Annotated in this window: 11 protein-coding genes and 2 pseudogenes; 12 read left to right on the top strand and 1 reads right to left on the bottom strand. The window is 55.8% G+C overall.

Annotated features, from left to right (window positions below):
* Nucleotides 1–60 precede the first annotated feature (60 nt).
* Nucleotides 61–540 (top strand): carboxymuconolactone decarboxylase family protein, encoded by a 480-nt coding sequence (locus tag JZZ72_RS09730; protein WP_012314955.1) that lies wholly within the window; start codon nt 61–63, stop codon nt 538–540.
* Here JZZ72_RS09730 and pdxR read toward each other — a convergent pair.
* The gene (gene pdxR, locus JZZ72_RS09725; protein WP_210014357.1) at nt 533–1,969 is read right to left on the bottom strand and encodes a MocR-like pyridoxine biosynthesis transcription factor PdxR; all 1,437 of its coding nucleotides are present in this window, start codon (nt 1,967–1,969) and stop codon (nt 533–535) included. The genes JZZ72_RS09730 and pdxR overlap by 8 nt on opposite strands.
* 90 nt (nt 1,970–2,059) lie before the next feature.
* On the opposite strand from pdxR, the gene JZZ72_RS09720 reads away from it, so the two are divergent.
* The 11 genes and pseudogenes from JZZ72_RS09720 (at nt 2,060) to JZZ72_RS09670 (ending at nt 12,968) form a co-directional block, all read left to right on the top strand.
* On the top strand, nt 2,060–2,542 hold the full coding sequence (locus tag JZZ72_RS09720) for a GNAT family N-acetyltransferase (protein WP_210014356.1): 483 nt from the start codon (nt 2,060–2,062) through the stop codon (nt 2,540–2,542).
* A gap of 30 nt (nt 2,543–2,572) precedes the next feature.
* A complete protein-coding gene (locus JZZ72_RS09715) occupies nt 2,573–3,238 on the top strand; it encodes an FMN-dependent NADH-azoreductase (protein ID WP_210014355.1) in 666 nt (221 codons plus the stop codon).
* 111 nt (nt 3,239–3,349) lie between these two features.
* Nucleotides 3,350–3,799: a carboxymuconolactone decarboxylase family protein gene (locus tag JZZ72_RS09710; RefSeq protein WP_210014354.1), complete on the top strand. Its 450-nt coding sequence runs from the start codon at nt 3,350–3,352 to the stop codon at nt 3,797–3,799.
* 921 nt (nt 3,800–4,720) lie between these two features.
* Nucleotides 4,721–4,900 (top strand): annotated as a pseudogene (locus JZZ72_RS27790) (flavin reductase family protein); the annotation flags it as partial.
* Between the two features lie 285 nt (nt 4,901–5,185).
* Nucleotides 5,186–5,647, top strand: a complete 462-nt coding sequence (locus tag JZZ72_RS28235) for a GIY-YIG nuclease family protein (RefSeq protein ID WP_408004341.1) — start codon at nt 5,186–5,188, stop codon at nt 5,645–5,647.
* A 318-nt stretch (nt 5,648–5,965) separates the two neighbouring features.
* Nucleotides 5,966–6,946, top strand: a pseudogene (locus JZZ72_RS09695) (IS110 family RNA-guided transposase); the annotation flags it as partial.
* 471 nt (nt 6,947–7,417) lie between these two features.
* Entirely contained in the window at nt 7,418–9,337 is a 1,920-nt protein-coding gene (locus JZZ72_RS09690; protein ID WP_210014350.1) for an ATP-dependent nuclease, read from the top strand.
* A complete protein-coding gene (locus tag JZZ72_RS09685; RefSeq protein WP_210014349.1) occupies nt 9,334–11,244 on the top strand; it encodes a UvrD-helicase domain-containing protein in 1,911 nt (636 codons plus the stop codon). Before JZZ72_RS09690 ends, JZZ72_RS09685 begins: the two co-directional genes overlap by 4 nt.
* 769 nt (nt 11,245–12,013) lie before the next feature.
* Nucleotides 12,014–12,349, top strand: a complete 336-nt coding sequence (locus JZZ72_RS09680; protein ID WP_210014348.1) for an integrative conjugative element protein, RAQPRD family — start codon at nt 12,014–12,016, stop codon at nt 12,347–12,349.
* Complete coding sequence (locus JZZ72_RS09675) at nt 12,336–12,575, top strand: TIGR03758 family integrating conjugative element protein (protein ID WP_041167230.1); 240 nt, start codon at nt 12,336–12,338, stop codon at nt 12,573–12,575. The genes JZZ72_RS09680 and JZZ72_RS09675 overlap by 14 nt, the downstream gene beginning before the upstream one ends.
* A gap of 15 nt (nt 12,576–12,590) precedes the next feature.
* Nucleotides 12,591–12,968 (top strand): TIGR03745 family integrating conjugative element membrane protein, encoded by a 378-nt coding sequence (locus JZZ72_RS09670; RefSeq protein ID WP_210014347.1) that lies wholly within the window; start codon nt 12,591–12,593, stop codon nt 12,966–12,968.
* Nucleotides 12,969–12,972 lie beyond the last annotated feature (4 nt).

The raw sequence follows: 12,972 nt of genomic DNA, 5'->3' as shown, positions 1-12,972 counted from the left end.
ATTCCAAGCGTTGCTACATTGGGCTCCAACAACCATCCACCCACTACGAGCAACTACCCCATGAACAACCGCCTTGATTACTTCAAACTGTCTCCCCAAGCGTCCAACAAACTGGTGGAGCTCACCCTGCAACTGAGCAAGAAGCCGCTACTGGCCGATCTTGCCCACCTGATCATGTTGCGCGCTTCGCAGCTCAACGGCTGTTCGTTCTGCGTGGATATGCATGTGAAAGAGGCCAAGATCCATGGCGAGCGCGAGCTGCGTCTTCACCACGTGGCCGTCTGGCGTGAGTCACAGCTGTTTTCGCCAGCAGAGCGGGCGGCGCTGGAGTGGACTGAAGCCCTGACCCAACTGCCGCCTCATGGTATCTCCAACAGCCTGTATGCGAGTGCGCGTGAGCAGTTTTCCGAGCAGGAGCTGTCGGATTTGTCGTTCCTGATCGTCGCCATCAATGGCTGGAATCGCCTCAATGTGGCTTTCCAGGCGATCCCGGGCTCGTCCGATGAACTCTTCGGCCTGAACAAGGCCAACCTCAACTGAGTAACTTGCTGATCAACGCGCCAAGCTGCTCGCCTGGAGCAGTCGTGGCGCAGTTGGTAAAACTCAGGAGCAGACCTGACTGACGCTGCGATGAGGCAGCCCAGCGCGACAACGCTTGTACCGACATGCCCCTCGCCAGCACCTGCTCGGCCAGGGCGGTGTCGCTTACGTCCTCCGGCAAACGCAGTACCAGGTGCATACCGCCTGGCGAGCGTTCCACCTGCATACCCTTCGGCAAACTCCGCTCCAGTGCTTTGATGGTCAATGCCCGTCGCTCGTTGTAGAGGCGACGCATGCGTTGGATATGCCGAGCGAAGTGTCCCTCGGCAACGAACTCCGCCACCAAAGCCTGGGTAATTGACGGTGACCCGGCAGCAAACAAGGCCCGTCCGACGCGCTCGAACGCTGCCACCTGCGCCTGCGGCACTACCAAATAAGCCAGGCGAATACCGGGAAACAGCACCTTGCTGAAGGTGCCGGCATACAGCACGCGCCCATGGCGATCCAAGCTGGCCAGCGCTGGAAGTGGACGGCTGACGTAGCGGTACTCGCCGTCGTAATCGTCTTCGACAATCCAGCCACCGGTGCGGGCAGCCCAATCGAGCAGCAGTTGTCGGCGTGGCAGCGACAGTGCCATCGACAGCGGGCTCTGATGCCCTGGTGTCACCATGACGACCTGAGCAGCCCGAGAACCTGCGATGGCGTGTTCTACGTTCATGCCTTCGGCATCAACCGGCACCGCTTCCAGGTCCAGGCCGAACTGGCGAAGAACCTGGCGCGTAGTGGGATAGCCCGGGTCTTCCACCCAGGCGCACTCGCCTGGCTGCAACAGGGTATGTGCGACTAAGGACAGACTATTGCGCCAACCGCTGGTGATAAACACCTGATGGGCACCGCAATCGATACCTCGGGACACCTGCAGATACGAAGCAATGGCGCTGCGCAACGCTGCCAGGCCGTGGGGTGCTGGATAGTCCAGATCTCCCAGACGCATCCCACGGAGATACCGAGCACCGAGACGCGCCCATATCTTGCGCGGAAATGCATCCAGCGCCGGTACCCCCATCTGGAACGGCAACAGCTGCGGTGGACGCCAGAGCGAATCAGGCGCGTCTTCGATCACTTGGCTGCTGACTGGTAATACGGTGGCCGCTGAAACAGGCTTCTGCAGTTCAGGATTGATTACGGTGCCTTTCTGCCCGAGCGCCAGGAGGTACCCTTCGCTGGCCATCAGCGAATAGGCCAGTTCGACGGTGCCACGTGCCACCCCCAGCTCCTTAGCCATGGCGCGCGCCGACGGCAAGCGGTCACCCGGGGACAACGTGCCAGCGGCAACGGCGGCCAGCACGCGGTCGTACAGTTGACGATACAGGGGCAAGGCGGACTGCTCTTCCAAGGGAGCAAAAGGCGGCTTGGGGGAGGTCATCATGGCCTAGTTCATATCCCATTTCTTGGCTCAATCAAGTGGGTCAATGGTAGTCCAATATAGCGCCATCACCTACTGATGAGGGCAACTCCCATGAAATTCCCTTTGCACAACTTCATACCCAGCGTGCTCGACCTGGCCGACCCCGCCCTGCGTCCCTTGGACAGCCCCCATGACCTGTGCAGCGCATTCCCGGTAATGCAGCAATTGCGCCCTCATCTGATAAGCGAAGCCGACTTCGTCAGCCGCATCGACCGTATGCGCCTTGAAGGCTATCGCCTGATTGGCGCTTATGACGCAGGCGTTCTTGTAGCACTGGCTGGTTACCGCTTTCAGGAAAACCTGGTCTACGGCGCATTCCTGTATGTCGATGACCTTGTAACCGCCGAGGCTCAGCGGGGTGGCCAGTGGGGATCGCGCTTATTGCAAGCCTTGGAACGACTGGCGCGCGCCAGCGGTTGTGCGCGCCTGGTGCTCGACACGGGTTTGGCCAACGCCCGCGCGCAACGTTTCTACTTCCGTGAAGGCCTGTTGATGGGTGCACTGCGCTTTCAAAAACAGTTCGATACGCCATAACCCGCATGCACATCCAAGGAGGCAAACCTCATGACATCGTCCCAACAGCCACTTGCTCCTTTGCGCATTCTTCGCCTGGTCACCAGCCCCAATGCAGAGGCTTCGGAAAGTCTGAAGCTGTCCCAGCAGATCCTGTTCGCCTTGGCCACCGAGGCCGGCAGAAGGGGTATTGAGTTGACCGATTTAGACCTCAACACCGTGGCCCCAGTCGATGCCCCTTACGCCCAGGCATTAGCGAATCAGCGCGTAGTCACTGCAAGTGGGCAGGACAGTACGTTGAGCCGTTCCAACGAATTGATCGACCAACTGCAAGCATGCGACGTACTGCTGATTGCCACCCCGATGCACAACTACAGCGTGCCCGCTCCACTCAAGATATGGATCGACCACGTGGTACGCGTGGGCAAAACGTTTGTGGGCACCGCCAAAGGCAAAGTCGGAAATCTGACGGATCGTCCGGTTTACGTCGCAATCGCTAGCGGGGGCTACATCAGCGGCCCACAGGCCCGTCAACCGGACTTTCTGCGCCCCTACCTGTCCGCCGTCCTTGCCACCATCGGTCTCACTCAGGTGCATTACTTCACCGTTGAGGGTACCGCCAAGGGGGTGGAGTCACTGAATTCTGGAAGGGCAACAGGGTACGGTGATGTGCAGGCGTATTTTGTTAAGCATAGCCGTCGAGTGGATCAAGCCTAAAGTCGGCTTCAGGGCCGACATCTACTCCAAGCGTTTAGGTTTGCATCTCAAGTGGGCCGTATGCCAACAAGCGGCCACGCTCTTCATCGCTCATACAAAGGAGAAGAAATCATGAATCGTCTCAATTGGTTTGAAGCTTCGCCTGGTGCAGCTAAGGCCCTCGGCGGCCTGCATCATTTCGTGACCACCGCGACAAATTTGCCAGCCTCGTTGATCCACCTCGTGTTTCTCAGAGTGTCTCAAATCAACGGCTGCGCTCATTGCATTGATCTTCACTCACGCGATCTGATCAAAGCAGGTATGTCAGTGGACAAGGTGCTGTTAGTGCCGGTATGGCATGAAGCGCAATATTTGTTCTCGGATCAGGAGCGCTCAGCACTGGCTTGGGCGGAAGAAGTCACCAGGGTAAGCGAGACACAGGTATCCGACGAAGCTTATGCAGCCGCATCGGCGATGTTTGTTGAAAAGGATCTTGTTGACCTGACAGCGGCGATTGCCGCAATGAATGCGTTCAACCGTATGGGCGTCAGCTTCCGACTCAAACCTGCGGCTAGGGCTTGATGACCTAGTGACTCGGCCTGGAGAGGTAATACTTCGGAGACGGCACCTCGCTCCTATCGCGTACCGTCTGCTTCAGGCCAATTGCTGCCCTTTCCGAACGACCGCTATGGGTCGATTGCGGTCATTCGCGAGCGACCGCTATCGATCCAAAGCGGTCCTTCGTCGAGGTCGGTAATCGGCCAATAGTGGTCAGTCAGAAATCGTGCGAATGCAGTTCGGAATCTGAAAACTCAGCTCGATAATCACTGTGCGTCAGTGCCACTCCCTACAACAGTGCATACATTGACGCGCACGCCAAGTCTTTAGCTGCCCGCCGCAGAATGAGCAGCGGGCAATTTTTTGCTTGCACAGATGCCTCATCCGGTGGCGGAAATATTCCCAGACAACATTCGGATCGATATTTTCTCGGCGGGCAATCTCTTCTACTACTGCCTGATCACCCTTCTCGTGGCCCCCCCCGATGATCGCTAGCGTTTCAATTGATGGACAGTAAGCAGTAATTGATTCGCCGCATCGATTACAAACACGTTGACCATGGTGAGTAGACATAAATTCGGTTCGGTGCCTGGAACAGGAAATCACCTTTTTACTAGACGCAGGGTGCAGTGACAACGTCCGCTATGGGTAGATTGCAGCCGTTCGCGACTGACTGCTATCGACACCCATAGCCGCCGGTGAGCCGAACATCAATCTTTGTGGGAGCGGGTTTACCCGCGAACACCGGCACAGCCGGTGCCATCCACCGCGGCGCCTGCTTCGCGGGTAAACCCGCTCCCACAGAGTCCGCGTCGCGCTCTAGTTCAGCACCCGCAATGGATCGATTCCTGCCGGTCAAGACGTACCCGTGCGCTGGTCACGTCCGATGCAAATGGCTGGTCAAGACGAATGCAAACAGGTCGTCAACTCAGTGCAATTACCCAGCCGCTGAGCAATCCGGTCATTGCTGGCAGCCCGCATTGGCTGGAATGCGAGATTCACGCGAGCATGCTGCAGGCGACCATGTGATCGTTATCGGTGAAGTGAAGGCGTTGAACCTTCAGGAAACCACTGCTGAATTTCAAAGGGCAATATTGCAACCTCGGCGAGCCTGCCGTGATTTGAGCGTGAAGGTTCAGCCGTGAATAAAGACGCCCGGTGTTTCCGTAGGGCGTCTTTTTCACTCCTTCGCGTGGCGGGATCTGGTTGCCTGCCTCGATCGCGCCAAACGAGTTCTCAATCAAAGCGAAAGCTCACTGCTCTCAAAAATCGAAGGTCAGTCCCGCATAACCGTATATCCTACTTAGATGTCCGCATAACCTGGGTCGCCGTTTAGCGGGCACGAGCAGAAAAAAACTCAAAGTTTTCATAATGAGCTATAATGAGCGACTCACCAACTAAAAGCAAATCATGTTCATGATAACACTTCCTGGCAGCTGGATATATATACTGCTTAGCTCTTCGGATTACACTCGCTGCAAGATAGGTCGAACTGATGGAAATCCTTTAATAAGGTTCAGGAATCTTAGAACTGGCGATCCCAATCTAGGGTTGCACGTAGCATACTATGTACCCAAAAGATTGGCTCCAATCTCAAAGATTGAGTCGAGCATTCACTATGATTTTAAAGACTATAGAATCACCAATCACGAGGACACAAATTCTGAATGGTTTAGGGTCGATTTTGAGCAAGCAGAAATGTATATAGACTATCTGCTAGAAAAGCTTTTGGATCACCGGCTTTCAAATCAAGCAGATATCCACCTAGACATTCCAACAAAGATGTATGAGTCAGATCTAAGGGATATTTATGAACCTGACCCTCATGACCGAAGCTTTGCAGAATGGATTATAAAAAATACTGGAGATTAACTGTAGTCAAAAATTTCGATGCGTGTTCGTGTGTGTTAACTACATTTAATTTCCCATAAGATCAGCCCTTCGACACGACCGCATTTTTACGACTTCGCCTACGATCTATGCAATATAGAGGCAATTTTGACTCTGTTGCACTGTGTGAACACGCATAGCTACTATGCGGTCGTTGATGTTTTTCAGCGACCTGAAAAACGAACGTCCATTCGTAGCGCACCTAAAGACCGCCCGTCCAGGCGGTTAATGAGATGGTCACCCCGACACCCTGCGAGGGCTACGCTTTCGCAGGGTGTTTTCATTCCGGAGGCCATCATCATGAGCGATTTGGCACTGGTCGGTATCGACCTCGGCAAACATACCTTTCATCTGCACGGCCAGGATAAGCCCGGCCGGGAGCTGTTTCGCAAGAAGCTCTCACGACAGCAAATGATGCGGTTCTTCGCCAACCTGCCAGCGTGCACCGTGGTGATGGAAGCATGCGCCGGCGCACATTTCGTCGCTCGTGAGCTGACCGCCCTGGGGCATCAGGCGAGGCTGATTTCTCCTCAGTTCGTTAAGCCCTTTGTCAAAGGCAACAAAAACGATTTCGTCGATGCGCAAGCTATCTGCGAAGCCGCTTCGCGCCCTTCGATGCGTTTCGTTTCGCCCAAGACCGAAGCTCAGCAGACTCTTTCTGTGTTACATCGCCTACGCGAGTCACTGATCCGTGACCGCACTAAGGCCGTCAACCAGATGCATGGGTTCTTGCTTGAGTTCGGCATCAGCTTGCCTCAGGGCCTGGCGGTCATGAAGCGTTTGTCTGCTGTTCTAGCGGAGCACGAGCTGCCTGCTCGGCTGACAGTGCTGCTGCAACGTCTGCATGACCATTTCGCCTATTTGGACGAGCAGGTCAAGGCACTGGATAAAGAGCTGGTTGGCCAGCTGGCCGACGATGATCTAGGGCGTCGTTTGTTGAGCATGCCCTGTGTCGGGCCGATCACCGCCAGCCTGCTGGCTGTGGAAATGGGCGATGGTCAGCAATACGGCTGCAGTCGCGATTTTGCCGCTTCTCTAGGCTTGGTGCCCAGGCAGTACAGCACTGGCGGCAAAGCTAACTTGCTAGGGATCAGCAAGCGAGGCGACAAGAATCTGCGACGCCTTTTGGTGCAATGCGCCAGGGTCTACATGCAGAACCTGGCGCGGCAGAAGGGGGCTCTGGCGGACTGGGTGCGAGCGCTTATGACGCGCCGACACTCAAACGTGGTCGCCTGTGCACTGGCCAATAAATTCGCCCGCATAGCTTGGGCGATTACTGCTCATCCACCCAATACGAAACAGGGCCAGGCGCCTTGAACGCCTCACCCTGTGGTTGTTGCTGTACCACGATTCACCTTTCAGGTTTTGCGATAGCTGAGCAATAGATGAAATAAACGGCCTACCGGCCTGGCGAGGATCCTGACATAAAAATCGGCTCTCGAAGCCGAGCGGTTTTTAAGGATCGTCAGGCGCGGCTCTCATCGTGGCGCGGGGCTTGCCCCAATTTGACGCCGGATAGATTTAAGCAAGCCATCCATTTCATCCGTTAATCAGTATTGCAAAAAATGGGGTGACCATAGATTTTTGTGGCTGGCTTTCAGGCTCTCATTCGTTGCTCCGTAATGGCCTCCTGCTACTAAATTACCCTTCCGACGCGCTTGCTCCCGTGATAAAAGCCATTTACAGCACACAGAGTGCACGGAGTGCGTTACGCCATCCGGGACAGGCTTTCCAACAGGACGGAGAAGCAAGATGCATTTGAAGCGGATCAGGGCGTCGAATTTTAGGGCGTTTGGCGATGGTACGGCGGCGCCAGCACTTGATTGGGAGCTCGCCCCCGGCCTCAACATCCTTGTTGGGGAAAACGATTCAGGCAAGACCTCGGTAGTTGATGCGATCCGCTACGTGCTCTGGACAACCAGCTATGAGTTCGTCCGCCTCTTCGAAACAGATTTTCACATCAAGGGTAAGACCCGAGCCTGTTCTTTGTTCATTGAGGCCACCCTTGTGGACCTCGACCCGGCGCAAGAGGCTTCAGTTCTCGAATGGATGACCCACGAAGCGGACGGGTCTCATAGCTTGGTCGTCTATCTGCAAGCGCGTTGGATACCACCCAAGGCCAACAAGCGTGGGCGAGTCGAGGCAATCACCTGCTCAGGTCCGAATGGCACGGGGCCCGAGATTGGTACGGCGGTTCGTGAACTCATCCGGGCCACCTACTTGCGTCCCCTTCGAGATGCCGAAGCCGAGCTACGCCCGGGTCGTCAATCTCGCTTATCGCAAATTCTGGGCGCTCATAAGCGTATTGATGGGCAGGAGAAAAATGACTTCGACGTCGCTGCTCCAGCTACCGTCCCCAGCAACCTGGTAGGGTTGATGGCGTTTGCTCAGCACCATCTGGGCGAGCATCAGGTCATCAAGGATGTTCAGGACGACGTCAATGACAACTACCTGAACAAGTTTGCGTTTGCTGGCGATGCCCTGTCCTCACGTATCCAGATCGCTCCGGAGCTGGGCCTGCAGCCCATTCTGGAGCGTTTTGAGTTGGCGCTGCTGCCATCCTCCACCATCGATCCAGGTGAGCGATGCATTCGCGGGCTCGGCTATAACAACGCTCTGTTCATGGCAACTGAACTGGTTCTTCTGCGTGACGGTGAGGAGCTCGGATTACTGTTGATCGAGGAGCCTGAGGCCCATCTCCACCCGCAGTTGCAGGAGCGCGTTCAGCAGCTTCTGGAGCGCACCGCCAAGGCAGTTGAGCAAGATAGCCGACCTGTTCAGATCGTGATGACCACCCACAGCCCATCTCTGGCGGCGGGCGCCGACATCGCGAGCCTCACCTTGGTGAACCGTGCTCAGCTGTTCAGCTTGGCTCACGGGAAGACCAAGCTGCTGAAAAGCGATTACGAGTTCTTGAGACGTTTTATTGATGCCACCAAAGCGAACCTGTTCTTCGCTCGCGGTGTTGCGATCGTAGAGGGGCCAGCAGAATCGATACTTTTGCCCGCCTTGGCGGCGGCCGCAGGATACTCTTTCAACGAACACGGGATCTCTTGTGTAAACGTCGGCGGGGTTGGGCTTTATCACTACGCTCGAATCCTCCAGCCGAGTGATGGTTCGGCGACTCCCATTCCTGTCGCCTGCATCACGGATCGTGACATCGTTCCTGACGAGGCCACTTACGTATCCGCTCCCAAGAAAGGTAAGCGATTCGAAAAAGACTATACGCCGGAGGAGGCCGAGGCGTTGGTCAAGACAAAGATCGACCGTGCCCAGGGCGGCAGCACAATTGTCTGTGTCTCCAACAAATGGACATTGGAATACGATCTCGCCTTTTACGGATGCGACCGGTTGATGCATGACGCGATTCATCTGGCTAAGAAGGCAAACTCGAGGGGTGAACGGCTGACGGAGGAAGATGAGAAGAAAGCCATTGTCGAATCAGCAGCGTTCTGGGAAAAACTCTCGAATGCCGGGCATTCGAAAGCGGAGCTGGCGTCCATCATCTATCAACCGCTCGTAGAGAAAGAAGCATCAAAAGCCATCACCGCCCAATACGCGGCTCACCTGATTTCAACAGGCGATTATGGGAAAGGAGATGAGCTGTTCAACAATCTGCCGCCTTATCTACAGCAGGCGCTGCGTCATCTGACTGGTAGGACGGAGCCATGACCGTCCCTGTGATCGGCGCTGGTGATCTTGATGCTCTACACGACCTGACTCCCGACTTGAACTTCAATGATCACGAGCGGCGTACGGTGCTACTGGAGAACCAGTCTCGTGACATCAACGCCGCGCCAGGTAGTGGTAAGACCACAGTGCTTGCAGCGAAGCTGTTGATGCTAAGCCGCAGATGGACCTCAAGCCGCGCAGGTGTTTGTGTACTCAGTCATACAAATGTTGCCCGTGATGAAATTCAGCGCCGGTTAGGTACAAGCCATGACGGGAGTCGCCTACTCACGCATCCTCACTTCATAGGAACGATTCACGCCATGGTGAATCAGTTTCTGGCTCTGCCGTACCTGCGAAGCAAGGGGATGACCGTCGATGTGATCGACAACGACATCTTTGCCCGTCGAGCACTAGGTTTAGCCAATGCCAATTACAGCTTGCGGCGCTATATGGAAATGAACCCAGGTGTTGCGCCCATGCTAGAGGGGCTGGTCTACAAAGGATCATCTCTGGACCTAGCCAGTGAATCCGGCTCACTCCCCAAGCCAAGCGCGAAAACCTATCCGACAATTGTCGGTATCAAACAAACACTCGCCGCCGAGGGAGTTTTCCGGCACGCGGACATGTTCGCGTACGCGGAGTGCCTGTTAACTCAATTCCCCAAGGTTCGGGCCCAGCTATCCCTTAGGTTCCCTGTCGTCTTCATCGACGAAATGCAGGATACGTCCTGGGAGCAAGAGCGTTTGTTGCAGTTGATGTTCGACGACACCGTCATCATTCAGCGCTTCGGCGATATCAATCAGCGAATCCTAGGTAGTTCGGAAGGAGCGGAACACTTGACGTTCCCACGAGGCGACGCGCTGCCGATATCCTCCAGCAAACGCTTCGGTCCTCACATCGCTCAGTCCGTGTCCAGAACACAGCTGACGGGTGCCGCTGTAACTGGAGAGAGCGAAGACCGTCACGCCTCCATGTTGATCGTCTACAGCACCGAGCGTGTACAAGATGTGATCTCGACGTTTGGAGAGCATGTCTTAGACCGCTTCAGCGATACCGACCTGACCAAAGGGAAAGTCAAAGCTCTTTGCGCTCGGAAACAGGGCGATGCCGCAAAACAGATAGCTGGGCGTACCCTACTGGACTACTGGCCTGCTTCCACTGGCGACCAACTGCCTGGGCTCAAGCTTGTGCGATTTTGGGCACTTCTCGGTGGGTCAAAACCTGCCGTAAACGCATCGTTTTCATCACGATTTGAAGAGATCCGCAGAGCGTTATTTCTGGTGCTGCGCGCTGCCAAAGCGGAGATTGTCGAAGGCTTGAAAGCTGATCATCAGCTGATTCGCAAATTGCGCGATGCTGATAAGGACGTGTCGGCTTTCCGGTTGCTGATTCGTAATCTATGCATGGCAAACGTGGCGGAAGCAGATGAAGAAAGGCGCGTCCGTATCGTGAATACGCTTTACGTAAAGCTGCGCTCGCTGCTCCCAGATCATCTGACACTGCAGATGTTCACCGAGCTTCCGGTTTTTCAACGGCCAGCGCCCATGGCTATTCACGGGCTTCACCGATCGATTTGCTCAGTCGAAAAAAAAGGTCGCAGCTTAAACATTCACATCGGCACACTCGCCTCGATGAAAGGTGAAACGCACTTGGCAACCCTCGTCATGGAGTCTCTAGGTCATCCAAGTCGTCGTTTCGATCTGGAGCTCGCGCTGCCCATCATTGCAGGGATCGGTACTCGAGCTAAAAAAACGCCTGAGAGCCAGCTATCTCAGTACCGCAATCTGTATGTCGGAATGTCACGACCTACCAGTTTTCTTTGCCTGGCAGTCAACGCAGAACGGGTTTCAGAAGAGTGTAAAGCGGCGTTAGCTGCGCAAGGGTGGGTTATTACCCATCTGCTGTAGCCGAGCAATGGCGGATTTGTGGGAGGCGACCAACGATATTTAGACAGTTATCGTGCCGTTGTTTCCCTCGCGCCTCTAGCTGAGTAAATGTATGTACTTGACCCCCCATTTGCATTCGACTTGACCGGTCGTTTGCGTCGGATTTGACCTGCCCACGCTCCGACTCTGGCCCGAAGAAATCGGCCAGTTACATGTCGCAAAGGGCTGCGATCGACCGATACCCGTCGTTCGGGACGGGCGGCGAACGGCCAGAAGCGGTCGCGGGCTCATTCCTAAAGCAGCTTGAACCCCTTCTTCGTTACCATCTCACGCAAACCTTTACGTCCGCCCATGTACTCCATGCTTGTCATGGAATTGTGCAGGGCAGCTTTCCAGGTTTTGGGCGACTGTTTGAGTCCGGTGTACTCGTACCCATCCTTGAAAAACACACGTGCGCAACGATACCCATTTCTGCGATTTACCCATCAAACAAGCAGTTGAATGCGCGTGTTCGTGGCTTCGTAGACTGGATTGTCGAGCGGCTAGCCCATTAAACGTAGCGATTGGTGACGGAGCGCGCCGCGAGCTAGAGACCGGGTATGAGCGTCTAGGGTCGATTGCGGTCATTGGAGAGTAATGCGTAGCCGATCCAACACACTTGCGCCAGTGACTCACGACGTACTCACTGAAGTCTTAGACTCTAAAGTGAAGGATCAAAGATCCCTTTAATCCATGCCAAAAACGTCCTAATTCCTCAGGGTGAATGCCAGATCTAAGGCTGGAATTCACCATGAAAACTACCTCCTCCGTCCTATTTCTTGCTTGCCTGGTGTCTCTCGGTACCGTCGCTCAAGACGCGCCGGAGCGATCAGATCTCGGCCTGGTGCAGCGACAGATCACTGCCATCGAACTGTTGGCCGACCGTGCCAACAGCGGCTCAGTCGATGCCGCAGGCGCCCGCTATCGCTTCGACTACTCGAGGTTCGCAGCAGACCTTGGACGTATGCGTCAAGGCATCCACAACTACCTTTCGCCCTCGCGTGCGCAGCCAGCTGATCTGGTCGAGCTGACCGGTGATGACCGTGCTGAACCGCCTCACTCGAGTCCCTCTCATGAGCATGACTGACGCCCAACTCAGCGCGTTCTCTGCCGTGGCCGGGTTCACCCCGCAGCTCAGCTCAGTGCTATGGCGCTCATCGGTGCTGGTGCTCGCATTGCTCTGGTGCACCTGGGCCCTGTGGACCGGTTACCGGGGCTGGGCGGCCGGCAACCTCAACTTCGGTGCGCTCGGCGGCAGCACGCTACGCCTGGCCCTCGCCCTGATCGTGCTGATGTTTTTCATGCTGTCGTAATCAGGAGACCTTGCCATGAACCTCCCCCGTCATTGTCCTCGCCCGCTCGCTTTGCAGCGGGAGTTCTGTTCGAAAGCCCTGTTCGGCGGTCTGATGCTGTTGAGTTCGACACTGGCCTGGGCCGACCTGCCAACCATGGAAGCACCGTCTCGCGGTGAGGGCTCGGGCCTGATCGACACCATCAAGAACTACGCCTACGACGGCGGCATTCTGCTCGGTCTGCTGATTGCTACCCTTGCCTTCCTTGGCGTCGCCTGGCACTCGCTCACCGTCTACGCCGACGTGCAAAACCAGCGCAAGACCTGGAAGGACCTCGGTGCCGTGGTCGGCGTCGGCGCCCTGCTGGTGGTGGTGATCCTGTGGTTCCTCACGAAAGCCGCGACGATCCTGTGAGGTC

The sequence above is a fragment of the Pseudomonas palmensis genome (assembly GCF_017848315.1).
GTDB classification, from domain to species: domain Bacteria; phylum Pseudomonadota; class Gammaproteobacteria; order Pseudomonadales; family Pseudomonadaceae; genus Aquipseudomonas; species Aquipseudomonas palmensis.
The sequence above is the reverse complement of the archived record's forward strand: the minus strand, read 5'-3'. Positions and strand labels throughout refer to the sequence as shown.

Excerpts from the sequence above, each read along its gene's own strand:
- JZZ72_RS09675 (WP_041167230.1), top strand. The coding sequence starts at position 12,336 with ATGAGCATGACTGACGCCCAACTCAGCGCGTTCTCTGCCGTGGCCGGG.
- JZZ72_RS09720 (WP_210014356.1), top strand. The coding sequence starts at position 2,060 with ATGAAATTCCCTTTGCACAACTTCATACCCAGCGTGCTCGACCTGGCC.
- JZZ72_RS09710 (WP_210014354.1), top strand. The coding sequence starts at position 3,350 with ATGAATCGTCTCAATTGGTTTGAAGCTTCGCCTGGTGCAGCTAAGGCC.
- JZZ72_RS09715 (WP_210014355.1), top strand. The coding sequence starts at position 2,573 with ATGACATCGTCCCAACAGCCACTTGCTCCTTTGCGCATTCTTCGCCTG.
- JZZ72_RS09690 (WP_210014350.1), top strand. The coding sequence starts at position 7,418 with ATGCATTTGAAGCGGATCAGGGCGTCGAATTTTAGGGCGTTTGGCGAT.
- JZZ72_RS09680 (WP_210014348.1), top strand. The coding sequence starts at position 12,014 with ATGAAAACTACCTCCTCCGTCCTATTTCTTGCTTGCCTGGTGTCTCTC.
- pdxR (WP_210014357.1), bottom strand. The coding sequence starts at position 1,969 with ATGATGACCTCCCCCAAGCCGCCTTTTGCTCCCTTGGAAGAGCAGTCC.
- JZZ72_RS28235 (WP_408004341.1), top strand. The coding sequence starts at position 5,186 with ATGTTCATGATAACACTTCCTGGCAGCTGGATATATATACTGCTTAGC.
- JZZ72_RS09670 (WP_210014347.1), top strand. The coding sequence starts at position 12,591 with ATGAACCTCCCCCGTCATTGTCCTCGCCCGCTCGCTTTGCAGCGGGAG.
- JZZ72_RS09730 (WP_012314955.1), top strand. The coding sequence starts at position 61 with ATGAACAACCGCCTTGATTACTTCAAACTGTCTCCCCAAGCGTCCAAC.
- JZZ72_RS09685 (WP_210014349.1), top strand. The coding sequence starts at position 9,334 with ATGACCGTCCCTGTGATCGGCGCTGGTGATCTTGATGCTCTACACGAC.